The sequence below is a fragment of the Arthrobacter sp. ZGTC412 genome, assembly GCF_002929215.1.
In the GTDB taxonomy this organism is placed as follows: Bacteria; Actinomycetota; Actinomycetes; order Actinomycetales; family Micrococcaceae; genus Arthrobacter.
This window is the reverse complement of record NZ_PJII01000006.1, coordinates 152,824-179,003: the sequence shown is the minus strand read 5'-3', so window position 1 is coordinate 179,003 and position 26,180 is coordinate 152,824. Positions and strand designations below refer to the sequence as shown.

Here is a 26,180-nt window from a genome sequence, read left to right as displayed (position 1 = left end):
GGTTTAGCGGCGGTTCCCGCTGCCGTCGTCGTGGACGTCGATGTTTTCCTTGCGGACTTCCTCGTTGACGGTGACGTTTTCGGTCACGGTGTCCATGTCCAGGCGGACCCGCTCGACCGGGACAGTTTCCTTCTCCACTACGGGGCGTTCCTCGTGGAGAACGACCTCGTGTTCTTCTTCGCTGATCGCCGGTCCGTCCATCGCGGCACCGACGTTCGCGTCCGTGATGGGTTCGCGCTCGATCCTGACTTCTTCGCGTTGCACGGGAACGGTCTTGGTGACGTTCTCGGTGGTGACGTACTTACGAAGCCGTGCCCGGCCGGCGGCCTGCTTTTCCGTTCCGACGTGGAGCTGCTCTTCGGAGCGGGTCATCGCGTCATCGGTGGTGGGGCCGGAGGTGTCGTGTCCGACCGTGCCGGTCCGTTCGCGGGTGTCCGCGGTTCCGGTCCCGGAAGTGGTGCCGGTGTATGAGGTGCCGCCGCCGAGGTTGTAGTGGGCGTACAGCCGGTCTTCCTCACCCGGTTCGAGATGGCCGTCCTCGGCCACGCGGGGCGCGTCCTTGACCTGGTCCTTGCCGTAGGGCACAACGATGTCGTTACCCTCGGTGCGAGCTCCCTCAAGCGGGACGAACGATTCAGACGAGCCGAAAAGCCCGGTCTTCACAGTGACGAAGGTGGGCTGACCCGTCTCGTCATCCGCGTAGACCTGGCCGATGGAACCGATCTTGTCCCCATCAGCGCTCAGGACGTTACCGCCAGCGTTGAGCAGGGTGTCAATGTTTTCCTTGGCGAACATACCGTCTCCTTGGATTGGTTGTTGAGGCCTTATGGCTTTCCCCCGGATCAATACTAAGCACACTTACTATTGATCCGGCAAGACACGTGCCTCACGCTGTTGCCAAAAGGGGGATCTGATGACCAAGGAGTACGCATGGGGGAGGTATTCCATATCCAAGGATGTGGGACACCAGGGCGACGAAGAAGTGGGACACCAATACTGGACTTACAAGACGCGCCACCAACACCGGGAGACGTCCTTGTCGCACAACTAATGGTGACTATCGATATCGCAGCCCGAGTTGCGATACATAGTTGCGAGAATAAACGGTGGTTTGGAACCGGACTCTGTGCCAGGGGCGTAGCCACTCCGGTGAGACGTCCCAAGGCTTGGAAGACACCACAGTAAGTGACTGAACGCCCCAGTCTGATTGGAATGGTGCCAGGCTTCACTAGTAGCGTGTAGCGGCAAATCTACCTGTGGGCGCGGCAGGAAAAACATAAGACTGCTCCCCGCCCCATGGCAGGGCCTGGCAACCTATCGTGCGAGAAAGGGTAGGTCACAGGCCCGGTGGGATTTCGCGTCAACCAGGCCAAGTCCCACACGCAGGTCAGGACCCTCCGGCGAGCCCCCGCAGGATATCGGCTGCTGGTTCTTCGGTGGCGTCGCGGTAGCCTGTGCCGGCCCAAATGTTGATGCTCTCCGGATCGTTGGCCGCTGCAGCTGCTTTACGGATAGGACTGGTCAGGTGGTGGATGGCCGGGTACCCACTTGGAGCGGCACCGTGGAACCGGTCCACGAACGCGTTGCGCAGCGCTCTCGCGGGACGGCCCGAGAACGCCGTGGTCACAATGGTTTCGGTGCGGCTGGTGTCGGCCAGGGCTGCTTTGTAGGGTTTCGAGGCACCGCTCTCGGGGCTGCGCAGCAGCACGCTTCCAACGACGGCAGCCTCGGCGCCGTGGGCAAGTGCTTCCCGGACGTCGGCTGGCGTTGAGACCCCGCCTGCTGCCCAGATCGGGAGTTGGACCCGTGATCGGACGCGGTCAAGCAATTCGGCCAGGGGTACTTGCTCGACAGGTGTAGCCGGGGTCAAGGTCCCTGAGTGACCGCCGGCCTTGTACGACTGAACCACGAGACCGTCGACGCCGAGCGCCGCAGCCCGTTCCGCCTCGTTCCGATTGGTTACTGTCTGGAACACCAGCGAGCCGGCCTTCCGCAGCCTGCCGACTGCTTCGGCGGGGGGAAGGCCGAAGGTGAAGCTGACGACGGGCACGGGATCATTGACCAGCATGTCTACCTTGGCTTCCCACTCGTCATCGTCCTCCAGGGCGTCTACCTCATTCAGGGAGAGGTTGTACCTTGCCGCCAGTTCGCGGAGCGATTGGGTGTATTCGACGAAGGCGTCCTTGTCGATCGGCACCGGGTTGGGCGCGAAGAGATTCACACCGAACAGGTTGACCCCGAAAGCGGAGATCCCGGCACGTACCTCGGCTATCTGTTGAGCGAGCTGCTCAGGCGATTTGTATCCGCCGGCCAGCAAACCCAACCCTCCTGCTTGTGCAGCTGCCAGCACAAGAGCCGGGGTGCTGGGGCCCCCAGCCATAGGTGCAGCGATCAGGGGAATAGTCGCGCCAAGGCCGGCCAGAAGGCCGGACGCTGCCAACGACCCGGAGCTGTCGGGCCCGGAATGTTCAAATGCGTTGTGGTCAGTCATGAGCGCCTACGCCCTTCGCCTTGGCTAAATTACGCTGGTGGATTCCCTGAAGGAGAGTGACGCCGCTTGAGCACATGGACCGTGCCCAAGCAGGAATGTTATCCATGCTAGGCAGCAGCCAAGGCGTCCGTAAAATACTTCTCATGCATCATCTATGCTTGGCGCGCATAGACACTTTTTCTCCCCCCGGGCTGGCCCAGACCGCGCTCCCACCCACTTAGACGGCGGGATTTGATTGCAACTTCTACGACGTGTAGAACTTGAGTCGAATACAGGCATTGATAATGCAGGTATTTACGAAGGCCGGACGAAGGCCCCGGTCCCTACCTCAGGAGTTCCTATGCTCTCGGACAAATCCCGCCCGGTCATTGAGGCCACGCTGCCGCTCGTTGGGTCGCGTATCGGCGCCATCACACCGAAGTTTTACCGGCGGCTGTTCGCCGCGCACCCCGAACTCCTGGACGGTCTGTTCAGCCGCTCCAACCAGCGCTCCGGCAACCAGCAGCAGGCGCTGGCAGGCAGCATCGCAGCTTTTGCTACGCACCTCGTCAACAACCCGGGCACCCTCCCCGAAACTGTCCTCTCGCGCATCGCCCACCGGCACGCCTCCCTTGGCATCAGTGAACCGCAATACCAGGTGGTCTACGAGCACCTGTTCGCCGCGATCGGCGAAGACCTGGCAGAGGTCATCACCCCCGAAATCGCGGAAGCCTGGACTGAGGTGTACTGGCTCATGGCGGACGCGTTGATCAAACTCGAGAAGGCACTGTACGCCGGCCAGGCCAACGACAGGATGTGGATGCCATGGCGGGTTGCTGCGAAAACTCCCGCCGGGGCCGGATCCATGACCTTCACCCTTGAGCCCGCCGACGAAACCCCGGTGACCCCGGCGCTTCCCGGCCAGTACATCAGCGTCAAGGTGGTCCTGCCGGAAGGCCTTCGCCAGGTGCGCCAGTACTCCCTGTCGGGCGAAGCGGGCAGCGGCCGCAGCTTCACCACCAAATTGGACGGCGGCGGCGAGGTCTCACCCGTCCTTCACCACATCGTGCAGGTCGGCGACATCCTGGAGATCTCCAATCCCTACGGCGAGATCACCCTCAAGGACGGCGACGACCCGGTGGTACTGGCTTCCGCCGGCATCGGCTGCACGCCCACCGCGTCCATCCTGCGTTCACTGGCGGAGTCAGGATCCGGGCGACAGGTGCTGGTGCTTCACGCCGAGAGCACCCTTGACAGCTGGGCCCTGCGCAGCCAGATGACGGACGACGTTGAGCGTCTGGACAGTGCCGAGCTCCAGCTGTGGCTGGAACAGCCGGCAGCGGGAGCCAAGGAAGGCTTCATGTCCCTGCGCGAAGTGGACCTTCCGGCCAATGCGTCCCTCTACCTCTGCGGCCCGCTCCCTTTTATGAAGAACATCCGCAACGAGGCAATCAACGCCGGCATCCCGGCCACCCGGATCCACTACGAGGTCTTCGGCCCGGACATCTGGGTGGCGGGATAACGGCAAGAGCCACGCCAGCCTCCAACCGTTGGAATGCCGCACGAGCCCACGCCAGTAGGGGCTGGAGGTTGTTAGGGGTGAGGGGTCAGGAGGGTTGTCGCTGTCCTCATGCGGGTGAGGACGACAGTTACCGCGGCGCAGGCGACGATGACCGCTCCGAGGAGCAGGGCTGCTGAGTATCCGCTGGCGAGCAGGGGCGCAGCAATAAGAGGTCCTGCAACTTGGCCGATGCTGAACATGATCGTGAGAATCGACACGGCGTGCGGTACTCCGCTGGTAGCCCCGAGGGTCATCGCCAGCGTCGTGATCCCCTGGAAGGTGGCTCCGAAGCAGGCGCCGGCGACCAGGGCAGGCAGGGTCCCGGGAAGCATGGCCGGTAGGGCCATGCCTACTGCCTGCAGTGCCAGGGCCGAGGCGAGCAGGGTGGGGGCTGAGATCCGGTGGGACAGCGCCCCGTACAGTGCCGAGGACGGTACGGCCGCGAGTCCGACGAGGATCCAGGTACTGTTCCCTACCCAGCCCGGTGAACTGGCCGCGACCGCAGTGACGAGGAACGTGCCGGCAATGATGTAGCCGACGCCTTCCAGGAAGTAGCTCACGACCAGCGGAGTGAAGCCCGGGACGATACGATGCCGCAACCGCACGCCGGGCCGTTTCCCGGGCCGGGTCGTCGGCGAGCTTTCAACTGCGGGATGAAGTGGTAAGCCCCATGCCGGTACGGCCAGCGCCAGGGAAGCCAGTGCAACGACCCACCATGCCTGCTGCCAGCTGCCTCCGGTACCGAGGGCGAGGATCAGGATTCCGGACAGGGCGATACCGGCTCCGATTCCCCCGTACACCCACCCGATGACATGCCGGGCGGCGGCACGGCAGTGATAGGCGGCGCTACTGGCAATCATCACGAACAGCAGGGCGCTGGCTGGGCCCGCGAGGAACCGCAGGCCCAGCCAGATGAGCTCGTTGGTGGTGAGGCTCATTCCGAGCAGGGAACCTACGATAAGCACCAGGCTGCAACGGTAGAGGATCCGGGAAGAGACCAGCCGGGGCAGTATCAAGGTCAGGACGGGGCCAGCTAAATAGCCGAGGTAGTTCGCGGTCGCCAGATGCGCCCCTGCGGTGGCGGACAGGCCTGCCTGGCCGGTCATCAGGGGCAGGATCGGCGTGAACGCGAACCGGCCAAGTCCCATGGCCACGGCGAAACCGGCAAAAGCCATCCCTACAATCCGCGGCACACCAACACCGGCAGCACCCATTTCCTTGCACGTCCTTTCCACTTGCCCAGCAGGGGCACCCGTCCGTACCGCGCCTGCCTTAGCCACCGTAGGTGCCGCTATCGGTGCGGAAAAATGCCGGTCAGCGAGTGTCTATGCTTGGGAAGCATGGATGTGGAAGTGCGGCACCTCAGGGCCTTCGTCGCTGTGGCAGAGGAAGAATCCTTCACCTACGCGGCGCTGAGACTGCGCATTACCCAGCCGGCTCTGTCCCGGACAGTGCAGCAACTCGAATCCATCCTGCGGGTCCAGCTGATCCGTCGGACATCAAAGAGCTTCGAGCTCACCGAAGCGGGATCCCTGTTCCTTGACCACGCGACGATGACGCTGGCCAGCCTCGACCGGGGCGTCGCGGCAGCGCGAGGGAACACCACCATCACCCTGGGCTTCAGCTGGCTCCTGCCCACCCCGTGGGCGCAGGACACGGCCCGCTACCTGCAGGAGAACGCCGGCATCGAGGTTTCCTTCACCAGGGTCGACGCACCAGCGCAGCCCCTCGTCCGCGGAGATGTCGACGCCGCCGTGCTGAGATCCCCGGTGCCGCGGGAACTCCTCAACAAACCTCGAACGATCAAGCTCTTTGAAGAACCCCGCGTCCTGGTGTGCTCACATCGATCGCCTTTGGCGGTTGGCAATCCCATACGCTGGGAGGAAGTTCCGCAACGGCCCCTGGTCATCAACATCCTCAACGGAACGACGACACCGGACCTCTGGCCCAACATCACCCCTGAGGTCGTGGAGACGCAGAGCTACGACGAATGGATCGAAACCGTTGCCGCCGATCGGGGAGTTGGAGTCGTCCCGGACATCGCACGCACACGCGGAACGCACCCCGGTATCGTCTTCGTGCCCCTGATCGGGGCACCCCCGGTCACCGTCTGGCTCAGTGTCGCGGACCATGTACCAGACAACCTCGCGCAATCCATCCTTGAGGCCTCCCGGCTCACCCTCACCCCATAAGTCCGCGACAAGGGCCAGACTCACGCTGGACACCAGATTTCCCAACCACAATGGTGTGCGCACCGTTCGTACCCGCATATATGCACCGAGGACATGAACCATGCGTGATGAGCAATACCACTTCTTTAACTCCAGGACCTACAGTGGGATGCAAACCAGCCTAAAAGCTGCCATCTCGTCCTCACGCGCCGGTCAGACGGATAGTTCAGGTCCCCCAGAGGGGCTGTCCCGCGTGAGCCAATCCGACCCCTTGCCCCTGCCGTTCGATTTTGACCGGGCCGATCATAGGAGCACCGATGGCAGGAAGGCCCTCTCCAGCACGGCACCGCTGCCACAACACTTACACCGGACCGCAGCCGATATCATCGCCGGCCTCACTCTCTGGCTTTCCACCACCAAAGGACTACCGCCATGCCGCTCGTACGCATCGACCTTGTTGAAGGCCGAACCACCGACCAAACCCGCGAACTCGCAGATGCAATCCATCAAGCCATTGTCGAGACCTACCGGATCCCAGAACGCGACCGCTTCCAGATCATCACCGAACACCCCGCCCAGCACATCATCGCCCAGGACGCCGGCCTCGGCTTCGAACGCACCACCAACGTCGTAATCATCCACATCTTCACCCAGCGCGGACGCTCCGACGAGGACAAGCAAGCCCTCTACAAGGCCGTCCACGACAACCTCGTGGTCACCGGGCTCGCACCCGAAGACATCTTCGTTGGATACACCGAAAATGGACCACAGGACTGGTCCTTCAGCCACGGACAAGCCCAATACCTCACCGGTCAACTCCAAGTCCCCGCCCAAACCTAAAACTGTCTCGGCTAGCTGCGCCCGCTGCACAGACCGTTTTACGCGGCGCTCCCCGGAGTTGTCACCCGTCCTGCCGCCCCGCGCAGGACAACAGACAGGGCTTCCGCCGCTTCCATATCCGTCAATTTCTGGTGCGGGGCGGAGCCCGGGGATTGCGAGTGTACAAATGGGGCCGTCGCGATACTGACCGAAGATCCAATCGCACTCGAAGATTGGGGGAAGAATTGCCGCTAAGTTTGTGCCTCCCGTACAGTCCTCGGCCAAGCGTCCACAAGCCCACAGTCCTCTCTGTACCATGGGCGCCATGCACGACTTCTCAGTCCCCGCGGTCCAGATATTGCAACCTCGGTTAATCCACATGCCCGCAGACGTGAATAAGGCGCCCTCCAAGAAGGGGGTCTACGGTTGGCTGTTTGTACCTGGGACCCTTCCAGTCCCGGACGCTCCATATGCGCATACCGACGGCTTCGACCTCCTGTACGTCGGCATTGCCCCAAAAAGGCCGGGCACTAATGGGAAGGAGAGCGCCAGTCGCCTTCGCTCCCGCCTACCGGCCCACTCCAAGAAAGACGCATCCCGGTCCACGCTGCGACTGACCCTAGGCGTCCTGCTAGCTGAGGAACTAAACCTTTCCCTAGGCATTCACAAAGGACGATTGAACTGGGGCGTGGACGGCGAAGCTAGACTGACTGGTTGGATTAACACCAACGCTCGCGTGGCATGGGTAGAGAACCAGACGCCCTGGGTTGTCGAGGACGAACTGCTTGAGCGTGCCTCGTTGCCCCTTAACATCGACCGGAGGACCGATGCGTTTTCACAGGAGTTGAAGGACCGCAGAGATAAGGCGCGCCGCGCCGCCCGCAATGCCTTCGCGAACTTCTGAATCTTCGTAGCAGCCCTTGCGCGAGGTCTAGGATCGGTGCTAGTTAGTTCGCTTGGTCGAAGGCCACTTTGGCAGCACTCGCCAACTCGCTTGGGACCCCCTCGTCAGCGAAAACGTAGCCAGGTTTTGCGGTGCTGGGCACGGCTCGGAGAGCGACGAGGTAGTCGTCGCCGGCCTGAGTGAGCTTCCAGTAGACCGCTTTGTCGCTGACGGTGCGCTTCTTTGTTCCGGTTGTGATCAGGCGCAGCGCGCGTAGTTGCACGATGATCGACCCCCAGGATTTGTCGGAGATCTCCGCCGATTCGTTAGTCAGGTCGTTTGTCCAATTATTCGGATCATTCTGGATGTCGTTAAGCATATGGTTGTTGAAGGTGCTGCGAAGGGATGGTTCCGGCGCTTCGTCGATCATGAAGGGGCCTAGGATCTCTATGATCTCGTCCCACGTGTAGGTGAGACCTCCCTGCTCCTCGACGCGTCCACTGACGAAGCTGTATCCCTTATGAGTCAGCAAGAGCTCCACCTGTTCTGCGCCGTGCGCGAAGGCGTCGTCGATCTGTGCTGTGGTGGCCGTGCTTGTCTCCATTTCCTTTTTCTCTAGCTTGGCGATTTTCGCCTCGAGCTCCGCGATCTCGGCGCGCTTCTCCGGCGTCATCGCCCGGTCGCCGCGCACCCACCCTGGTCGAGGATTGTTCTTGATCAGGTGTATAAGGCCGCGCGTAACCTTCGAGCCCAGGTCTTCGGCGTTCTTCCAGTCCTTCGTTATCTTAAACTGGACCTTCTGACGGAACTCGTCGAGCTTCTTTGCGGCAGCGTCGTCCTTATCGGTCTTGCCGACGGGGATCGCATCTGGATCTGCGGGGACGAATCCCATCACCGGGATGCCGCGCTCAACAGCGTAGTCGTACTCCATCTCCGTGTAGCTGATGCCTTCTTCGGACAGCGAGCCGTACCGTCCGCCCAGGATTACGAGGTAGTAGTCGCTCTGGTCGATGACGCCCTTGATCAGGGTCCATTGGTCCGTGTTGCCGGCAGGAAACAGCTCCATTCCAGCGGGGAGGCAGTCCATCTCGAGAAGCGCCTGCATGACCTCTCGACGTTCGTCGACAAGGTCGACGAACGTCGAGCTGATAAAGACCTGGTAGCGCTTGTCCATAAGTCGATGCTATCGGGATGATCGGATAGCGCCGAGACGCGATGTCATGGAGTGCTCCGAAAGTGTTGTACCCATGGGAGTCAGGGACAAGCACAAGAGCGGCATCCATCACCAGACAGGTATCGCGGAGCCGAGGTCGGACGTTTGCTAACTAGATAGCTGCGCAACCTAAACGTAGTGGTGCGAGGAGAGGGAGAGAGGTGCCTCCGACAGTCATCGCGGACGCGCGGCTCCTATCCCGAAATGACTTCGGACTCCACTTCCCGGTTGCGGGGCCCGGGCAGCTCGTCTGGGACCAGGTCGGCATCGTCGGGATGGTGAAAGAGCCAATTGCGGGCGTTAGCGATCGTATGGCTGTTGAAAAGCTGGGCCATCTTTGTTGAACCCGCTTGCTCGTGGTCATACCGCCCGCTTATCACATCTTCCAGCAGCTCCCTCGGTGTTTTCCGGTCAGCTGCCTCCTCAACTAGTGCCATTGGATTGCTCAGGAGGAGTCCTACTTCCCGGGTGAGCGGGATCGATATTCCCCAGGCTGTCATAAGACCCACACCAGCGCATACGTCCTCCTGTTCCGGATCACGGACGAGCGCGACCGGCGTATCGCACGTAAACAGCTTTTTGCGGTTGAACCTGATGAGAACCCAGGGACGCCCGACAAAATAGCGCACCAGTTCGGGAACAAGTTCGAGTATGTGGCGAATGTGGCCTGCAGGAGTAGTCTTCATGATTATTCCATCCGGTTCTACTGCCTGCTGGATCAGCCGATTCTGCACTTCATCGCTGACCTCTTTGTCTGACCGGGCCAACGTCTTTCGAACACCCTCTGCGCCCATTTGCGTGATCACCTTGGACAACACAGTCCCTTGCGTCTGATCCATCCACGCCCTGGTGTCGGGTCCTCTGAGGAACTGGAAGGTCAGGAAAGTCCCCAGAATCTCCCGATCTTCCCGGGACAGCGACCAAGCGCCCTCTACGGCCTTCCGGATGACGGCGGATGCGTCGCCTTCGATCCGGGACAATTCCTTCTCAAACACGTCAGCCCCATCAGGATGGCCGTCTAACGCGTAGAAATTTTTCCGGACGGTCGCATTACTGGTGGGCATGACAAGTCGCTTACCGTCATCGAGGCTGACCGCACCAATTTTCGGCTTACTATCAGTGGATCCGAAGCCTTTCAAATAAAAGTTTGGAACCGTGTGATGTCGCTTGCTGACCTCCATTTTGACCGTGCCTTCCCCTGATCCCCACTGCAACAGTGACTATTGTCCCTGCTCCCTCTGGACAGATCGTCACCCCTCGCCGACATGCGGCGAGGATGCATGACCTTTTGATCAGAAGGGTGTGCTCCCAAGCTCCTTGTTCACATCCAGCAGAGAGACTAGGTCATGCTGTCGAACAGCCTGGCGGGCCTGGAATGTGGGCGCCTGCGGCCGCTACGTGGCCAACGAGAGCTGCTACCGAAGTCGCGCTGGGAAGTGGAGCTGCCAATTCACCGGCAAGTAGACCAACTAGGACAAGTCCTGCGGTCGGCATGAGCGTGACCGCTGGGACTTCGTCTTGCGCTGGGGATGACTGAGACTAAAGAGATTCGTTCTGCTGCTGGGTGCTGCTGCTCTTCGTACCAACCGTGACATGGCGGTAGCCGGACCTCATCGGTGGCAGCTTCATCTCTGCCAATCTCTTCTGCGCCGGTGAGCTGGGACGCTTCAGTTCTTCGTCGAGGCTGACCTTCAGCTGTGCAAGCAGGATATTGCGGCGGAGCCGGGCAAACATCACTTCCGGGCTGATTTTTCTTCGCTCAGACATCGCTTCCACCGTCCTTCATCGTGCATTCATTGTTACCTGATGTATCAGGGTCGTCTACAGACTTCTTGTAAGGAGGGGAGTGGCGGCAGCTGGCTGACTACCCAGCACCTGCCAAGCAGCGCGTATACGTGGTGCAACTCCGTGGGGCAATGCGTGGATGAGAACCCCAAGAGGCTGCTGGTCATCGAGGAGACCAGCGTTGGCGTCCGGAAGGCCTGCAAGGCCTGTGACGAGCCGTTGCAGGCCTGAGCCTGCTTACTACGCGTCTTCCTACGCGTCGTCAGGGTCCCATTCATCACGCGGGTCGCGCTACTCCAGGGTCTCGATGCGGGTTGAACCCGTTGTCACCGGTCGCTTCAGATATGGCGCACAGCTGGCCCGCAACTTCTCGCCACATGCCTGCGTACCAAGCTGTTGGGTCAGTGCCGTTCTCAGTGAGGAAGGCGTCCAGGGTGGACTTTCGGTAGACCAAGCGGGAGCCGCGCTTCTCGACCACCGGACCCCGGCTGATGTAACGGAGGTTCCGGAGGAACTTTGTGCTCACCTCGAAACCGACCTGGCCGCTCAGGTAAGCGGCAGCCTCCTTCGAGGTCATCTCCATGTCCCCAGCATCCAATTCGGATTCCATGGTTCCCCCTGCTGTCTGATCCTAATCGTGCTGCTGGACAAAAATAGACGGTCGCGGTCCTGAGTCGCGATAGGGTGCTGATACGGGGGCGGACGAACCCGCGAGGCGACTAGTGATGGGTGGGGTCATGGCTTGGTGGAATCCGGAATTCGATATCAAGTTGCGGGACGAACTGGTTCCGAAGATAGCGGCCGCACTACGCGGTGCCGTTCCCGGCGCCACACATGCCCACATACACGTCAACGACGTGGAGACAGACGCCCCCTATCTTTACGCGGGGGTCATCCTGAACGCCGAGGGTAAGCGCATCGGCATGGAAGACCCCGAGGCGCTCGAAAATGAAGTCATCAATGCCTTGGTCGATGTGAAGACCAAAAACTCATGGGACGGTTACCCGCTTGAGCTGGACTTGATTCGGGGTGTCGAGGTGGACGACGTTCTTGACCTGATTAACGATTGACCTGCCAGGATCCATCCAGATTCAGACAACTCGTGGCGCCCTGGTTCGAGTGGCAGGGGGAGTCTGCTCCCGGGCGAGGCCTTGAGCAACCGACCTGACCCCATGCTTCGCAACTGTTTCTGGGCGCACGCCGTCAACGAAGCGACATGGCGTACGTCAGCAGTGCGCCTGTGAGAGCTGGAGGGGCATTGTGGATCTACCCGACATCCTGAGCGACCAGAATGTGAAAGCGGCCGCCAAGCTGCTGCATCGCTACTACCGCGAACACGATAAGAAGGGGCTTCTCAGCACTGGGAGCTACTTCGATGAGTGGGCAGGCCGCGGAGACACAGCAAGCAGAGATGTCATTACGGACAGCGATGCCGTAGCCGTATCCATGCTCAGCGTCACCGTTCCGGCAAAAGCCATGGTGGGACTCGCTGAACCGGAAACAGCAGCTCGCATCACAAAGTTGCTGAAGCAGATCCCCACCAACGTGCCTCTAAGCAGCCTCAGCAGCGAAAAAGCAGCAGCGCTGCTCACCGGTCAGGGCCCTGCCGCCCTGCTCTGGAAGGAACTCCGCAGCACGAAGAGCAACCGCTGGGGAATCGGCGCCACAACCGCAAGCAAGATCATGGCCAGGAAGCGGCCCCACCTGATTCCCATCTGGGATGAGGTCATCGGCCAGGTCATTGGCAAGCGCAGCTCCAATGGCCAGTGGATGAACTGGCATCGGCTCCTGACAGACGGCACAGGCCTGCCCGAGCGCCTCGCGGAGATTCACCGGCTCTCAGAAGTGGAGCTGCCACTGTCTGAGCTGCGGATCATGGACGTGGTGCTGTGGCGGTACGGGAAAGACCAGGGACTTGGTGTGCGGCGAGGGGCGGGCCGCAGGTGAACAAGAAGGCTCTCGGGGAAGTTTGGTACGCGAGGTTTTTCTACCCTGGCCTCATCGCAGCGCTGACTGCGGTGTTTTTCTGGCTTGCCCGCAACGTACTCCTTGAGGCGCTGCCGTTCTTTGTGATGGCAGTCGGGTACGGCGTGCTGTTGACCGGTGTCGTCACAGCTTCCGGCCGGGCCTTTATGGCCATGTACGCATCGTTCCTGCTGATCTACTTGTCCTTCCTGGCGGTCGAGGACGACCTGGGTGTGCCTGCTGCTGCCCCATGGTTCATGGGCTTCATCATTGGCGCAATTGCCGGGGGTCCCGCATGGTTCGGCGACCGCGCCGGATCAGCAGTAAACCAGAAGAGGGAGCGCACCGCAGACGGTCAAGGCTTCACTGGCGGGTGGCAACTTGTGCTGATCAACGCCGTCAGCGCGCTCGTGCTGCTGGGCTTGGGCGGCGCTCACCTTGTGTACCAGTCGCCCACGGTTCCGGTTGCTGCGGTCCTCGGCATCGCTGTTGTTGGTGGATGGGCCCTGTTCCGGTTCGTCACCTCGGTGCAGGTCAAATACCTGTCGCTCTTTGCCATACCTGTAGGGTTCCTGGCGTTGGGCTTTGTAGGCGGTGCCACTGATCAGCTGGCTCTTCCGCACGTCTGGGCCTACGGCGCCCTCGCCGGCATTCTGATTGGCGGCAGGTACTGGAGCGGCCCCAAGTTCGGCGAACCACGACCGCCGTTCGCCGGCCAAGGCGGTCGGCGACGCAGGCGGAAGCGCCGACCGCGGGTCGAGCAGAAGCAAACGCAGAAAACAGCCAGAACCAGTTGTAGGAGCAACCCGTGACTAACCAGCCAAAGACCGTCGAAGCAGTTCGGGATGAAATCATCTCCGCGATTGCGGAAGTCCGCGCTGTTGCCCGATCAGAGCACGACGAGCAGCGGAACCGCACCGCCGACTGGCTCGACGCGCTGTTCGTTGGTGTCACGGATGCAGGTGCTCTTCGTGCAGCTGCCGCAGACGCACTTTCACTGTACGGAGGAAATGGCTCCTTCTCCGACGTCGGAACCGCTGAGTCACACCATGCAGTCACACAGTTGGGTACTGCACTGCGCCGTGGGCGGTCCTGGTTCATGCCCGAAACCGTAGACCAGCCTGTTGCCGTTCGAGCGACGGCTTTCATCAGACCCTCAAAATGGTTGCACCGGCCGGTGCGCCTGGTCCGCTACGACGCCTACTGGGCAGACGGGCGCGTGGAGTTCGGGGTGAACCTTCGGCAGATGATGCCCCGGGTACACACAACAGACTTCGCCGCCATCGACGCAAACGTGCATGCCAACTGCCCGGAAACAGGCGCCGGCCAATGGGTCGACGAATCCGGCAGCGTCGTCGAGGGGCCATCCGCGACTGAACTTCCGTCAGCAAACAGTCAGGGAGTGCGACGGAAGTATAGGGTTTCCAGATACCAGTCGAACACGAAGTCGAACCGCATGTGGCGCCTCGGCGGCGGGACAGCGGCTCTTGGCCTCGGCGCCTTTCTCACTACCGGGCCGATAAGTGACGGGATCGCGGGTTTCCTGGGAGTGCTGTTCTGCATCTTCGGCCTGGCATCGCTGGCAGGCTTAATCCCGAGGAAACACCGATAGAAGTGAAGTCGCGGACCTCGGTGAACGCGCAGCAGGAAGGTCTGGCCCCAAACCTAGCGAACTGCTGAGCGGGCAGCGCTGGAGCGCTGCACGGGCTGAAAGTAATCAGTCAGGAATCCTGCCAGCAGACCAACCAGGACAAGTCCTGCGGCCGGCTGGAGCGTGACCGGTCCGACGAAATCGCGGATGTCCACTCTGAAGACGAGCATCAGGATGACCGCGAGCAGAACATAAGCCCCCGCCAGGGCTGTGCTGATTGTCGTGATGGTTTGTCCCCGCGTGCGCCTCTTCTTCTTGGGGAACTGCTTGGCATACTCCTCGGCTGTGCCGAATTCCTCTTGCGGCGGCGCCCCTGTGGCCGCCTCGTGGGCCCGGACCTCATCGAGGGCTTCGGCTATTTCGACTTCAGACAGCCCGCGCACTCTGAGGTTGAAAGTCAGGCTTCGCTCGTAGCTCATGGTTGTTCCTGTCGGGTCGTCTGGATTTTGGTGAGTGCCGTGAGGGTCTGGCTCATTCGGTGCCAGGCTGTCGCTGACCGCTCCAATTCCTGGTGGCCCTGATCAGTGAGTGTGAACTGCTTACGGCCCGGGCCGGACTCGTCGTGCTGCCATGTGTGCTCCACGAGGCTCTGGTCTTCGAGTCTCTTCAGGAGCGGGTACAGCGTCCCGCCTTTGATGCGCGTGAAGCCGTGCTGACGAAGGACCTCGGCGATGGCGTAGCCGTGACTTTCTCCGTGGCTGAGCACCGCGAGCACTGCCTGCGGAAGCGCCGCACGGGTCAGCTCCTGGTCGAATTCAATGTCACTCACAGATAGATAGTGTCACTAACTAAGTAGCTGCGCAATCTGGGTCTCTTGCGTGTGAGGATTGGGCTGCGCAGTGCCTCCGACAGTCTTCGCTGATACCTGGTCTACGAATCAAGGCGTAGTCCTGCCATCCCCCCTTTCTATTCGGACCGAAATAGGGGGCCCCGCGCACTTTCACCCCTTGGTGGCCGAGCGTAAAGTCTTACCACCCGAGCTACCAGACAGACGCCTCGTGCAGAATCCAAAGGAACCAACGATGAAAAATTTCAGCGCACGGGCCCGTAACGGGATGAAGACAGCATGCACGGTCCTGGCACTCCTTGGACTAGTGGCCGCAGGAATGACTCCGGCCGCAGCTGCTCCGCCAAGCTCAGATAAGGATCGTCTGGGCAACGACGTTTCGTGGCCCCAGTGCAACAAGGACCTTCCCGCCCCGCAAGCATTCGCGATCGTGGGCGTCACCGGCGGACTGGCCAATAACACCAACCCTTGCCTTGAAGACCAACTCATTTGGGCCGCTGGCGCTACAGGGAGGTCCTCCCAGCCCGCAGTTGCTTTATACGTAAACACCGCCAACCCGGGGCATGAGGGCTCCTGGTGGCCGGCGTCCGACATCTACCCCCTTGAGGGGGGCGTAGAAGTCCTAAACCCCTACGGGGACTGCCGGGCGCCCGATGGCGCAACTGAAGGCCCAGTGAACTTCGAATGCTCATACATGTACGGCTACGCAAAGGCTTATGACGCCGCCAATATCCGAGGCGTGCCGAATCCCGAAACCTATTTCTGGTGGCTGGATGTGGAGACAGGCAATAGCTGGCAAACCGGCGCAGACAACAGCACAGCCCTGAACCGGGCGACCCTTGAAGGGATGGTCAAGTACTTCAAGGACAACACTGCCGGTGTCGGGATCTACTCGACTAGCTCTCAATGGAAAACCATCGCCGGTACCGTTCCATCAAGCAGCCCCCTCACGGGGCTGCCGAGCTGGCTTGCAGGTGCCAAGACACTGCGGGGAGCGAAGTCGAACTGTTCTCTGCCTGGATTGACTCCCGGGAGCCCGGTAACAGTCACCCAGTATGTGTCGGCCGGACTCGATTACGACTACTCCTGCAAATAGACAGCACCTCTTATCCCGAGGGAACACCGACACTGGTAACTCGACACGCGCCCTATGGTCGTCTCAGGGGCGCTGCCTGGTACCGAGCGGCCGCAGGTTAGCATTATGGCTGCCCGGGCTATCCGGGCTGGGCGAGTAAGAGGGGTGCCCAGGTGGGATTGCATCGCAGCGCCACAACAGCTGGCTTGGCCGCCCTGGCAATGCTCTCGTTGACGGCCTCGTCCTGCGACGAGCGGCCGTTCACGCGCGAAGATGCCCTTGCTGTTCCGCACTCCGTGATCAAGGTCGGCGAGTATCGGGACAAAGACTGGGAGTACGTCAACAACAACGGTATGACGCAGAAGCTCAACAGGTGCGAGGACGTAAGCCCTTGGACCGTCGAATACAGGTGCACCTCTCCTGACGGCAGCGTGGAGCTGACTTTCGATAACTCGAAATACGACAGGATGGGGGATGCCACGCTTCACATCGATGGCAAGGATGTGCCTCTCCACGGCATCAACGGCGGCTTCTGGACCGACGGGAAGATGTTCTGCATGCCGAACTCAGCCACTCCAAAGCCGACCGGTAACTAGAGTGAAGCGGTGACTGTGCATATGACCAGCATGTTGCAGGACGCCGGCTTTGAGGTCCTTGAGGTGGAGACACGCCACGACCCGGGCAGCCGGACTCACGCGGCCATTGCTGCTGCCGCAAGGCTGCGCTGCTAGTGCTTGGCTGTCCACAAAGGGAGCCTTTACGGGGGCAGCGGCTCTTTCCAGGCTGATCCGATGCGCCTAGTCTGTCCCCACCACCACCCACAGGAGGCACCAATGCGGACAGCAAAAGCACTGACGGAAACCGAGCAGGTTCATCGTCTTTCCGAGAACCTCATGTCGCAGCTGGCCAAGGGCAGGGAATGGGCCACCCCCGGGGTCCAGGCTGCCCTCCAGCGAGCGGTAGCCGGGCTGGACACCGGCATCGAAACAGCCTCCCCGCGGCTCCAGGTGCTGCTGAGGCGGCTGGCGGACGAGCTTGCCGGCGAGGTGGAGACGATGACTCCCAAGGTCCGGGAACAACTGAAGCGGGTCGGGCCAAGGGCTGCTGCGCCGGCGCCGATCGAGACCAGGAAATCCCCGTCCCGGATCTGGTGGTTAATTACAGGAATCGCCGCCGCAGGAACCGGGGCAGCTGTGTGGCGGTCCATGCAGGCATCCAAACCGGAACCATGGGTGAACACCGAGGAACTGAAGGCCAACCGCGCTGATCCAAACACGGATGCAGACCTGACCGCGGGCCGGATGTAGACGAAGCGTGTTCCGGCGGAGCCGGCAGAGGGATCCGGACGCTCTCACGGCCAGCCAACCAGCATCAGACCCGCAGCTTCATAGAGTCATCGACGATCCACGAGGCCCTGATGCGGTGATCCCCGCCCTGTCCAACGAAGAACTGGCCAGGCTGCTGGATGCTCTTTACCGGAACCTTGATACTCCCGTGCCCGAGCTGGGGGCTGTCTTTTGGTACGAAGTGTGTCTTGAGGAGAGTCTGCGCAGACACGGGCCGGAACCACAGACTGGTGTGAACATCAGTGGTCCAGCCCTGGTTGAAGACAGCCCTAATTCAGCCACGTAAAGCAGCAGCGCTTGTGTGCCGCAGCGTGCGGAGCTAATGATCAGAAGGACGTGTTCCCAAGCTTCCTGTTTACGTCCAGCAGATAGACCAGATCGTGCTGCCGAACTTCGGCCCGGGCCTGAAAGACTTCCTGCGCCCCTGCGGCCGCTACACGGCCAGCAAGAGCCGTCACCGAAGACGCGCTGGGCAGGGCTGCTGCCAATTCACCGAGCCCAACGACGGCCACCAGTATTGAGGGCAGGCCGCCCAAATCGGTGACCAGCCGCTTGCCCGCCTTCCACGCGATACGCGATGTGCTCACCGTCTTCCGCAGATCCTTCAGCGCCGGCTGAACTGTGTCGTGCCACAGCTCATCGATCTCGCTGGGAAGAGTCGGCTCCAGGGCTGATGACTTGAGCTTGGCTGCCAGTTCCTTCACGGACACCCTGTAGGACGCCCGTCCTTCGGCGAGTTCCTCGCGGGCTTCGAGAACATCCTGCATCCGAGCCTCGGGAAAGGTCGGAAGCCGTTCCACTAGGCCAGCCCCTACGGCTGCTCGGCTTGTCCGGCTTTCAGCAACAGGAGAGAGTCCATCGGCGTAGCGTTCTGACTGCCGCAGGAACTCACTCGTGACATCATCCAGTAGGACCGTGGAGCCCGGGGCATCCATGGCCTGGCTAAGGCGGCTGCGGAACCACTCGACCTGCTGGTCGACGCTGTCCTCCAAACGGGTTCCGTCGCTGATGAGGGTGACCGCACCGCTCTCCAGTGCCATGTCCAGCTCCAGCGCTTCGGGGCTGCCGCAGACCTTGGTCGCCTGCTGCTTTCCGAGGATGATCATTTTCTGGAACCCTTTCTCAGCTTCGAGGCGTTCTGGATCCTGATCGTTCGACCTGGCAAATTGGAGCATCCGGGCTTTGAACTGCGTGAGCGTGATGCCGGTGACGCCCAGGCGCTCCAGCGTCTCCGGGGGCAAACCAGCGATGGTCCGCCAGGGATCCTCGGGATCCGTGGTCAGTAACGGAGTAAGAGTACGCATCCACCCGACGGTGGGAGCAACAAGATCCACGTGGTCTGCATAGAGAAGGGAGCTGCGCACCAGTTGCAGCTCGTTCCGTAAGGAAGGTTCGCCGTTCCTTTGTCTGCCCGGGCTGGCTCCAACCGTGACGATCAGGCCCGAGCGAGGGGGCTTTGGAGCGTGACGATTCCGGCGATTTGGCCTGCGCGATAGTTTCCCCATGGAATTATCATCGCCCACGCCCCCGCCCGGTCACGGCTAATACCGGGCTTCCTCCGGCCATAGTGTGGCCACAATTGGGCGCCTTTCCCATTGCCAAGCCCACTTTTGGCCCAACTCCGGGTGGTTCCTGACCGAGAACCGGCCTGATTATGACCGCCTACTAACTGCTGGGCTGGATGAGGGATGATCCTGGGCAGAAAATGGGCGGTCTCTGACCAGAAACCGGCCAGCGGCAGTTTTCGGGCGCCATCCAGCCCTCAGTTCAGAAGGTCCGCTGCTTTGGTGGATCATTTCCTGCCCCCTCAGCGCACCATATTGGCCACTTGTGGCCAATATCTGGTCACAAGTGTCCCAAACTTTGCAGCCTTCGGGCTGCTATTTTTTTGCCGCCGGCGCTCTGACGAGCGCCATGCAGAGGCAGATGCAGGGAGTCAAAAAGGAGCCAGGGGTGGGGGTGGTTGGCGATGCACTGGCGCAAAGCCCCACTGCTCACCAGGTGGTCCGGGAGTCCGGTTCCCTCGAGTAAACATAGAGCCCCCAAAGCAGATCCGGATCTCTATGTTTACTCGTGACAACCGTGTGTCAGAGAGCCCCCGAACCACCTGGTGAGCCAAGAAGCAGATTGGGTTAGCCCGGGGCGATGCAGGAGGGGAGGCCAGTCAGATGACAGCCGCCAACCACCCCCTGTGAGGACTCTCCAGGGGTTTCAACAAGCTTCTGGTCTATGCCCGTTGATGCAGGGTCGGAAGGCACAGTGAGGACAACGGGACACTGTGTCATGGGTCTGTTTCAGCCCCCGGTAGGCACCACTGACGGGCTGATGGGACAAGTCCCACAGCCCAGGGGGAGAGGAGCAAACGCAGTCCCGACGACACCGATGGACCGGGGCATGGAACAGCTCTGTGATGGATCCCGGGGCTGGTCTTTCGGAGCGCTCTCCGGGACGAGCAGAGCATTACAGCGGCAGCTGTGTTGAAGCGACTCTGGGAGCGTGTCTGGAACAGCCCACGCAGCCGCCGGCGGCGGTGCCACCAGGAAGCCTGCGCTGACTGCCTGGATGGTGTTGAAGTGCTCCCGGGACGATCCTGGAGCGGTGCCACATCGACCTTCGGAACCAGACAGCAGCGACAGAGTGAGGGCGTCTGTAGCGACCCCTGCGGGGCTTCCAAAACCAGATATGCAAAGCCAGAGCCAACACCTGAACAGCTGCTGCGCAGCTGACCTCGCTACCGCCTCCACGGCCGGCTTCGTTCCTCAGCAGGCCCCTCCGTCGGCACCTCGTATGGAACCGCTGCTCCTGCGTCACAGCGCCCTGCTGACGTCGAGGAAGGTAGACGGTGACTGCGTCACCTATGAAGGCTCATACGGTGTCCACTCCTTCGTCGCAGACCCCTTGACGTTGCTTCGCAACACTGTGTCCACGCGGTGCCATGCACCTCAAAACCGCGTGGACAGCAAAGTGCCTTCAACCCGCGAAAAGACGTACCAGTTTCCCCCCAGTGTCAACGCGTTGACAGTAAATAGATGGGGGTGGAAACAACAGAGTGGACACGTCTTTCCGCTGATACGCCAGCAGAAATCCCCCCGATCTTCCGCTAAAGCTCCAGATGCGTGGGAAACAGAGAAAGGGCATAAGGGGGGATGGCACCTCGCTTCGCTCGGTGGTCGGCACAGCCGACATCCCTTCGGTCGCTTCGCTCCCTCACCCTCCGCTGCGCTCCGGGCCCCTACTGCACTCGCTGCGCTCCCTTGCCCCACCAACGCTGCGCGTCGTTGGGGTGCCCCTCCTGTGACGTTGTCCGAGGCGTCTCTGAGGAAAGCCAGTACAGACGCCTCGCGGCTCCTGGCGACAGGTGCTGTGTGAGCTGCCGGGAGGCACCGGTCGGCTTCACTTTCACATGGGTCTTTTGATTCGGTATGACCTCTCCTCCCAAGTGGTTAGTCGCCCGATCTAGGCACTGTCTTTTACGAAGATGATGTTCAAACTGACCTAGTACCGAACGCGTGAACGGGTCGGACGAGCAATGGATTCACTTTCCAGTTGGGCAGCAACCTGGCACCAGAACTTTGCTGCCAGGTTGCTGCCCAACTGATGACCTGTGCGAAGGCTTGAATGCTGAAATGATTCCCGTAATCGTTCTCCAGGGTTTTCGCGATATGGATTGCTTTGTAAAGAAGAGCAACTCACGCGAGATGAAGCGCACAGTCGTTGCCGATTCGCTGAGGATGATTAGTTGCAGGCATTACACCTACAGGCAACCAGCTGTACTCCCTCTCCCAATCGAAGCTGTCCGGTGCTCCCGTCGACAACCAGAACCGAGCATCGTTGAGAGTCCTGCTGTTCCAAAACGTCGCGTAGTTCAGTTGCCGGATGGCAGCAGCTCTACGCTTTGCCGTGTCCCGTTCGCACCACTGGACGACGGCCGTCTTGTAAAAGTCGGTGTTCTTTTTTTGCCATACTTCTACAAGCTGGCGGTCGTTGACACTACTCGCCTCGAACCAATGGCCACCGTGGGTCCACGTCCCGTTGAGCTCTATGAACAGGTCCCGTGACGGAATGTAGAAGTCACACCGGTAGGGGTAACGCTGCTCGCGGTACTCGCGCAGCACGTCATGTTCACCGAAGTGCCCTGTGAGCAACAGGTAGAGGTCTTCCTCTGGTCTTGAGGAATTGAAGGAGTTGTTGGCACGCTTGGCTGCATTGATGCGTTCCTGGTGTCTCGGGTCGAGCATTCGTCGGGATTGACCCCTACGCCGCTCCTCAGTCTGGGCGTGACTGACCACCCCGTAGCGCTGCAAGCTCGTCTCTCGCGACCGCGTGACGAACTCCGCAGCGTTCGTTTTCATGAATAACGAATGCTCTTCGCGTCTTTCTTTCCGCTGCGAGGCGTACTCAACCCCGAACCGTCGGAGAGTCGTAACACGTGCCTTCATACTGCGCTCCGCATAGCTTTTCGACATAAGTTTCGACTGTCGCTCGCGGTTCTCGGGTAATTGGGAAATATGTTCCACTCCGAAACGGCGCAAATTGGTCTGACGGGCTTTCGCGGCACGCCGTTTGCCGTCTGCCAGAGTGAGAGCCGCCTGCCGAAGACGGGCCTCAGGCCGTTGGGACGCGTGGTCCACACCGTAGCGGTTCTGGCTTGTCGCACGTGTCCTTACCTGAATCTCCGGGCTTTGGCTGGGGAACTTCACTCCGTAACGTGCAAACGTCGCAGCGGTCTTCCTACCCCGCAGGTCATCAGCGAAGGATTTGTCTGTCATGCGCCGGGTAAAACTCGCCCGAGCTGTGGCGGCCAACGTCGAATCAGCTGAAAGAGTGTACTTGCCGCCGTACCGCTGAAGGCGGGTCTGTTCCGCCGATCGCTGAAACGCGGTCAATTCAAACGGATTCGGCACGCCATATTTGGCGAGCATTCCCGCCCGCATGGTGCGCCGCCGTGCGGATGTGTCGGCCAAAGCGAAATCAGCCGCACGGCCCAATTCGCTGAAAAGCCGCTTCAGGATGACTGTGTTTTCACCTGAAAGGCCTAGCAGCGCCAACGTCTCATTCTTCGATGCACCTGCCGCATAGGCATGTATCGCTGCTGAAACACGCGTTTCCCCCAGACGGCCAGCAACGTGCTCCACTTTGTACTGCAGACGGTCGACACCCTTGCCTAAGCGACGCAGCGAATGTCCGTTGTAGCCGACATCCACCCCGGTGCGTTCGAGAATTTCGGCCTGGCCGAACCCGCGCAGCATGAGGTCTGTCGGAGAATCCTCCGGTCGAAGCGCTGGCCTTAGATTCGGGTCCTGAGCCAAAAAGGGGGCCGCATCAAAGACGGGAGGTTTGACCGTCCTGTCACGACCTTTGTTTTTCGCTTTACTCATGCGGGATCACGACGACGCACGTGGTGCTTCCGAAATTCTGTGCAACTTCGCAGGCCAACACGATTGTGGCCCAGGACTGCCTTCGGTTGTGGGGACTGATAATTGCTGCCCGCTGAATGTTCATGGGGTGAAAGTAGACCCCGAGGACGAGCGGGACCAGCATCAGGGAACGCAGCCAAGCTAGAAGCGGCTGGACACTCAGCGAATCACAATCAATGGAAGTCCCGTTGTAAACCACGCAGTTCGGCCGTCGATCAACAGAGGAGCCTGGAGCGGCTAGGTATAGCAAACAGTGGGGGAGTCGGCTTGTTTATGAGTTGATTGCTCAAATATGGAACTGCTGACAGGGTTCCTCGAATTATTAAGCTGGATGTTCCAAATGTGACGCGTCCTGGGGAGCTTTTGAAGGAATTGGCAACAACGGCAGTAACCGCGGGCGGCTAGACGACGCCCACATTTCAGGTGATCATGAAAACAGAGGACCGAAAGGGGGAAACGGATGGTCCACCGGAGGAAGTACGACCCCACAAACAAGGAACGGGTGTTCGAGTCGTTGCGTCGCGAAATCCTGACTGCACGACTAAAGGTCACTCTGGACGAGCAGTTGGGACGCGAGACCTCGCCGACGGTCAAGCGTCTGTCCATGATGGCACTGCCGCCTACAGTCCATTCGGATGATTCTTTTGGCGAAGCCAGAGCGAAGCAAGAGGGACTCCATCGGGGGAATTACGACCGGCCAAGCAAAGAACGTGTGTTCGAGTCATTGCGTCGCGAAATCCTGCTGCACGTCTAAAGGTCACTTTGGACGAGCAGTTGGTACGTGAAACCTCCCCGACGGTCAAGCGTCTGTCCAAGATGAAACTGCCGCCTATGGTCCGTCAGGATCATTCTCAGTGAAGCAAGAGAGACTCCGTTGATCTCCTCAGCCCCAAATGCCGCAGGTCCTAAATTTCGGCTGTCCGGAGGTTCGGGCCAGTCCCAGCCTGCATAAGGGCCCACTTCTGCCGTCGGGCACGGATCAGCCTTCTCCTGCTATTAGTTTCCATTGGCTGCGGTAGAGCATTATCCCCTGACCTGGTCTTGCAGTTAGAAGTATGATGCGGTCGCGGCAAATGCCTGCATGCCGGGCCAGCGGTGAGAAGCACCCCGCACGATTTCGTGGGGGTGCTTCTCAGCGGCGCTCTAACGGTCAAAGGGCACTTGAACAGCGCCGCACACGTTGTTCGTCACCGATAGGCAGTTGGAGCATGCGGCACGTATCCGCCGAGGCACTGTTCCCGCAACCGTCCATGCGTGATGGCGTCAAGGGCGTCGGGCCAGGTATGGAGTAGTCCGGGTGGTGGTGTGCAATTCCCAGGCGGAGCGTCGCACGAAGCCGCGCGCCTTCCGCTTCTTCTTCATCCATAGGGTGTTGTCACCAATGCCGTTGCCGCCGTATCGGTCCCAATCCCATTCCTTGACCTGGAGCACTTGGTCGAACTCCCCGAGTGCCGGTTCGGGACCGACAATCCACTGGGCGATGGTCAACTCTTTGTCCTTGCCGTTACCTCCAACCGGTACCACCCATTCGTCCGGGGCAACGAGCTTCTTCAGGCGCGCGGTAACGACGCTCATTTTTTCGGGCAGGCCTGTGGGATTCACACGTTTCTCGTGTGCCACGTAGAGCTGATACAGCATGTCGAAGGGAAGAAAGTCGCGTTCAAAGCCGTCTCCGTACTCCTCCCAGAAGGCCACGACTTTGTCTGAGTCCGCCCGGAAGTCCGCTTTTGCCTTCGCGACACTCTCCGGCTCACTGAGCTTCTGGTATGCCGGCAGCTCCACGAGTGCCATATATGCGAACCACTCGCGCACCTCGGTCCGTTTGACGTAATCGTTCTTGATTGCAGAGTTCTTCTTCCCTCCCGCAAAGCGTTCGGGAAATTCGATGAACACCTGCCGGTCGTACATAGCTTCCGTCTTGTCTTTGTGCTTCGGAAACTCGTTCAGGCTCACAATAGTGCTCATGATCAACTGCACCGATATTGGATCCTTGTTTTTGCGATCGAGCAGTATGGGGTCTCTCGAAATCACCTGCTTGAGTACCGCAGCGTTCTCGATGAACTTGCCCACGTCATCTTCATCCACCAGGTTTAGCCGCTTGCCGACTGCCGAGCTGAGGGCGAACTGATCCGCGAATTTGCTAGGCGGGATACTGGTCACCAGGTGCGAGCCGACGATCGCCCGGATCAGCTCAAGGATTGTGCCTTTGCCGTTCAAGCCGTCCCCGATGAAGTACACGAGGACGCGCCAGTCAACTGCAGGGCGCAGGCACAAACCGATGACCTGCAGGATCAACGTACGAGTGCCTTCGTCCGGGATAACTTCGCAGAACCAGTCCCACGCGTTCCAGACGGTCCCGTCCTCATTCACGAACTCCGGCACCGCAGGCGCCGTCCGGGGCAGTCGTGTTGCAAACTTCGACAGCGTCACACGCTCAGGACTGAAGGGGGTCCGTTGGCCGGTGCGGTAGTTGTACCAGCAGTCATTCATCGGCAGCTCATCCGGGTCTATCAGCTCAGGTTCCTTTAACACTTGCCGGCGTAATGCCCGTTCGACTTCTTTGTGCCAGTTGCGATCTCCGGTTGGGCGTAGCTTGCCCGCCAGTTGATCCAAAAGGCCCAGATCTGAGCGCCGGTAAGCGCCGGCGAAATCACCTTCTTCCTGATAAAAGGCGACCAATCCGAGCCCATCATCTGATTCGGTGCCGCCAGGCGTGACGGTTCGAATGGAAGAGGCAGCATCGAGAATGATTGCAGCCTGTACCGGCTGTAAAGCATGGAAGTACTGCAGCGCTCTCATTCCCGCTACTTTCCTGACGGCATTTTGCTTTTGGATCAGTTCCTCAGTTTTCCGCACACATAATGCACCGAGCTTATGAAAAGGAACACTCCCGACGCTTTCACAAGTTTTCCGGGCGCATTCGACGAAAATTTCATCGAGCGTGAGGAACAAGCTGCTAGAATCGTCATCATCAGCGCCGCCAAACGCTATATGAGCCGCCTCGTCATCGACGGGGCGGTTTTCTTTTGCCGTCACG

24 protein-coding genes are annotated in these 26,180 nt (G+C 60.4%); 12 read left to right on the top strand and 12 right to left on the bottom strand.

Annotation, left to right across the window (positions count from 1 at the left end):
- Positions 1-3 precede the first annotated feature (3 nt).
- Both CXQ88_RS10240 and CXQ88_RS10235 read right to left on the bottom strand, forming a co-directional pair.
- Positions 4-795: a DUF2382 domain-containing protein gene (locus CXQ88_RS10240; protein WP_104044054.1), complete on the bottom strand. Its 792-nt coding sequence runs from the start codon at positions 793-795 to the stop codon at positions 4-6.
- Between the two features lie 592 nt (positions 796-1,387).
- Positions 1,388-2,491, bottom strand: coding sequence for an NAD(P)H-dependent flavin oxidoreductase (locus CXQ88_RS10235; RefSeq protein WP_104044053.1), 1,104 nt, complete (start codon positions 2,489-2,491; stop codon positions 1,388-1,390).
- Between the two features lie 340 nt (positions 2,492-2,831).
- On the opposite strand from CXQ88_RS10235, the gene CXQ88_RS10230 reads away from it, so the two are divergent.
- On the top strand, positions 2,832-3,992 hold the full coding sequence (locus CXQ88_RS10230) for a globin domain-containing protein (RefSeq protein ID WP_104044052.1): 1,161 nt from the start codon (positions 2,832-2,834) through the stop codon (positions 3,990-3,992).
- A 71-nt stretch (positions 3,993-4,063) separates the two neighbouring features.
- Here the strand turns inward: CXQ88_RS10230 and CXQ88_RS10225 are convergent, their stop codons facing one another.
- On the bottom strand, positions 4,064-5,206 hold the full coding sequence (locus CXQ88_RS10225; RefSeq protein WP_181037469.1) for a YbfB/YjiJ family MFS transporter: 1,143 nt from the start codon (positions 5,204-5,206) through the stop codon (positions 4,064-4,066).
- A gap of 165 nt (positions 5,207-5,371) precedes the next feature.
- Between CXQ88_RS10225 and CXQ88_RS21550 the strand changes: the two genes are divergently transcribed.
- The 3 genes from CXQ88_RS21550 to CXQ88_RS22115 all read left to right on the top strand — a co-directional run bounded on the left by CXQ88_RS21550 (position 5,372) and on the right by CXQ88_RS22115 (position 7,925).
- Positions 5,372-6,223 carry a LysR family transcriptional regulator gene (locus CXQ88_RS21550; protein WP_181037468.1) on the top strand — a complete coding sequence of 284 codons (852 nt, stop codon included), beginning with the start codon at positions 5,372-5,374 and terminating at the stop codon, positions 6,221-6,223.
- A gap of 411 nt (positions 6,224-6,634) precedes the next feature.
- A complete protein-coding gene (locus CXQ88_RS10210) occupies positions 6,635-7,042 on the top strand; it encodes a tautomerase family protein (RefSeq protein ID WP_104044050.1) in 408 nt (135 codons plus the stop codon).
- A 304-nt stretch (positions 7,043-7,346) separates the two neighbouring features.
- Positions 7,347-7,925, top strand: coding sequence for a GIY-YIG nuclease family protein (locus CXQ88_RS22115; RefSeq protein ID WP_104044049.1), 579 nt, complete (start codon positions 7,347-7,349; stop codon positions 7,923-7,925).
- Between the two features lie 43 nt (positions 7,926-7,968).
- Here CXQ88_RS22115 and CXQ88_RS10200 read toward each other — a convergent pair whose 3' ends face one another.
- The 4 genes from CXQ88_RS10200 to CXQ88_RS10185 all read right to left on the bottom strand — a co-directional run bounded on the left by CXQ88_RS10200 (position 7,969) and on the right by CXQ88_RS10185 (position 11,512).
- On the bottom strand, positions 7,969-9,078 hold the full coding sequence (locus CXQ88_RS10200) for a DUF4062 domain-containing protein (protein ID WP_104044048.1): 1,110 nt from the start codon (positions 9,076-9,078) through the stop codon (positions 7,969-7,971).
- Between the two features lie 233 nt (positions 9,079-9,311).
- Positions 9,312-10,298 (bottom strand): DUF4238 domain-containing protein, encoded by a 987-nt coding sequence (locus CXQ88_RS10195; RefSeq protein ID WP_104044047.1) that lies wholly within the window; start codon positions 10,296-10,298, stop codon positions 9,312-9,314.
- A 358-nt stretch (positions 10,299-10,656) separates the two neighbouring features.
- Positions 10,657-10,884, bottom strand: a complete 228-nt coding sequence (locus CXQ88_RS10190; RefSeq protein WP_146069188.1) for a hypothetical protein — start codon at positions 10,882-10,884, stop codon at positions 10,657-10,659.
- 295 nt (positions 10,885-11,179) lie between these two features.
- Positions 11,180-11,512 carry a helix-turn-helix domain-containing protein gene (locus CXQ88_RS10185; protein ID WP_104044045.1) on the bottom strand — a complete coding sequence of 111 codons (333 nt, stop codon included), beginning with the start codon at positions 11,510-11,512 and terminating at the stop codon, positions 11,180-11,182.
- 127 nt (positions 11,513-11,639) lie between these two features.
- On the opposite strand from CXQ88_RS10185, the gene CXQ88_RS10180 reads away from it, so the two are divergent.
- The 4 genes from CXQ88_RS10180 (at position 11,640) to CXQ88_RS10165 (ending at position 14,479) form a co-directional block, all read left to right on the top strand.
- Complete coding sequence (locus CXQ88_RS10180; protein ID WP_104044044.1) at positions 11,640-11,972, top strand: hypothetical protein; 333 nt, start codon at positions 11,640-11,642, stop codon at positions 11,970-11,972.
- A gap of 190 nt (positions 11,973-12,162) precedes the next feature.
- Complete coding sequence (locus CXQ88_RS10175; protein ID WP_104044043.1) at positions 12,163-12,849, top strand: DUF6308 family protein; 687 nt, start codon at positions 12,163-12,165, stop codon at positions 12,847-12,849.
- Positions 12,846-13,679, top strand: coding sequence for a hypothetical protein (locus CXQ88_RS10170; RefSeq protein ID WP_104044042.1), 834 nt, complete (start codon positions 12,846-12,848; stop codon positions 13,677-13,679). The genes CXQ88_RS10175 and CXQ88_RS10170 overlap by 4 nt, the downstream gene beginning before the upstream one ends.
- A complete protein-coding gene (locus tag CXQ88_RS10165; RefSeq protein ID WP_104044041.1) occupies positions 13,676-14,479 on the top strand; it encodes a hypothetical protein in 804 nt (267 codons plus the stop codon). The genes CXQ88_RS10170 and CXQ88_RS10165 overlap by 4 nt, the downstream gene beginning before the upstream one ends.
- A 53-nt stretch (positions 14,480-14,532) precedes the next feature.
- On the opposite strand, the gene CXQ88_RS10160 is transcribed toward CXQ88_RS10165, so the two are convergent.
- Both CXQ88_RS10160 and CXQ88_RS10155 read right to left on the bottom strand, forming a co-directional pair.
- A complete protein-coding gene (locus tag CXQ88_RS10160; protein WP_104044040.1) occupies positions 14,533-14,937 on the bottom strand; it encodes a hypothetical protein in 405 nt (134 codons plus the stop codon).
- Entirely contained in the window at positions 14,934-15,287 is a 354-nt protein-coding gene (locus tag CXQ88_RS10155) for a PadR family transcriptional regulator (RefSeq protein ID WP_104044039.1), read from the bottom strand. Before CXQ88_RS10155 ends, CXQ88_RS10160 begins: the two co-directional genes overlap by 4 nt.
- Positions 15,288-15,540: 253 nt before the next feature.
- Between CXQ88_RS10155 and CXQ88_RS10150 the strand changes: the two genes are divergently transcribed.
- The 3 genes from CXQ88_RS10150 to CXQ88_RS10140 all read left to right on the top strand — a co-directional run bounded on the left by CXQ88_RS10150 (position 15,541) and on the right by CXQ88_RS10140 (position 17,687).
- The gene (locus CXQ88_RS10150; protein WP_258061802.1) at positions 15,541-16,401 is read left to right on the top strand and encodes a hypothetical protein; all 861 of its coding nucleotides are present in this window, start codon (positions 15,541-15,543) and stop codon (positions 16,399-16,401) included.
- Between the two features lie 152 nt (positions 16,402-16,553).
- Complete coding sequence (locus tag CXQ88_RS10145) at positions 16,554-16,976, top strand: hypothetical protein (RefSeq protein WP_104044038.1); 423 nt, start codon at positions 16,554-16,556, stop codon at positions 16,974-16,976.
- 237 nt (positions 16,977-17,213) lie between these two features.
- Positions 17,214-17,687, top strand: coding sequence for a hypothetical protein (locus CXQ88_RS10140; protein WP_104044037.1), 474 nt, complete (start codon positions 17,214-17,216; stop codon positions 17,685-17,687).
- A gap of 365 nt (positions 17,688-18,052) precedes the next feature.
- On the opposite strand, the gene CXQ88_RS10130 is transcribed toward CXQ88_RS10140, so the two are convergent.
- Positions 18,053-19,030, bottom strand: a complete 978-nt coding sequence (locus tag CXQ88_RS10130) for a hypothetical protein (RefSeq protein WP_219816312.1) — start codon at positions 19,028-19,030, stop codon at positions 18,053-18,055.
- 2,385 nt (positions 19,031-21,415) lie between these two features.
- Positions 21,416-23,104 (bottom strand): hypothetical protein, encoded by a 1,689-nt coding sequence (locus CXQ88_RS10125; protein WP_146069187.1) that lies wholly within the window; start codon positions 23,102-23,104, stop codon positions 21,416-21,418.
- A 541-nt stretch (positions 23,105-23,645) separates the two neighbouring features.
- On the opposite strand from CXQ88_RS10125, the gene CXQ88_RS10120 reads away from it, so the two are divergent.
- Positions 23,646-23,897: a hypothetical protein gene (locus tag CXQ88_RS10120; RefSeq protein ID WP_146069186.1), complete on the top strand. Its 252-nt coding sequence runs from the start codon at positions 23,646-23,648 to the stop codon at positions 23,895-23,897.
- A 509-nt stretch (positions 23,898-24,406) separates the two neighbouring features.
- Here CXQ88_RS10120 and CXQ88_RS10115 read toward each other — a convergent pair.
- Entirely contained in the window at positions 24,407-26,179 is a 1,773-nt protein-coding gene (locus tag CXQ88_RS10115) for a DNA primase family protein (protein WP_146069185.1), read from the bottom strand.
- Between the last annotated feature and the right edge of the window lies 1 nt (position 26,180).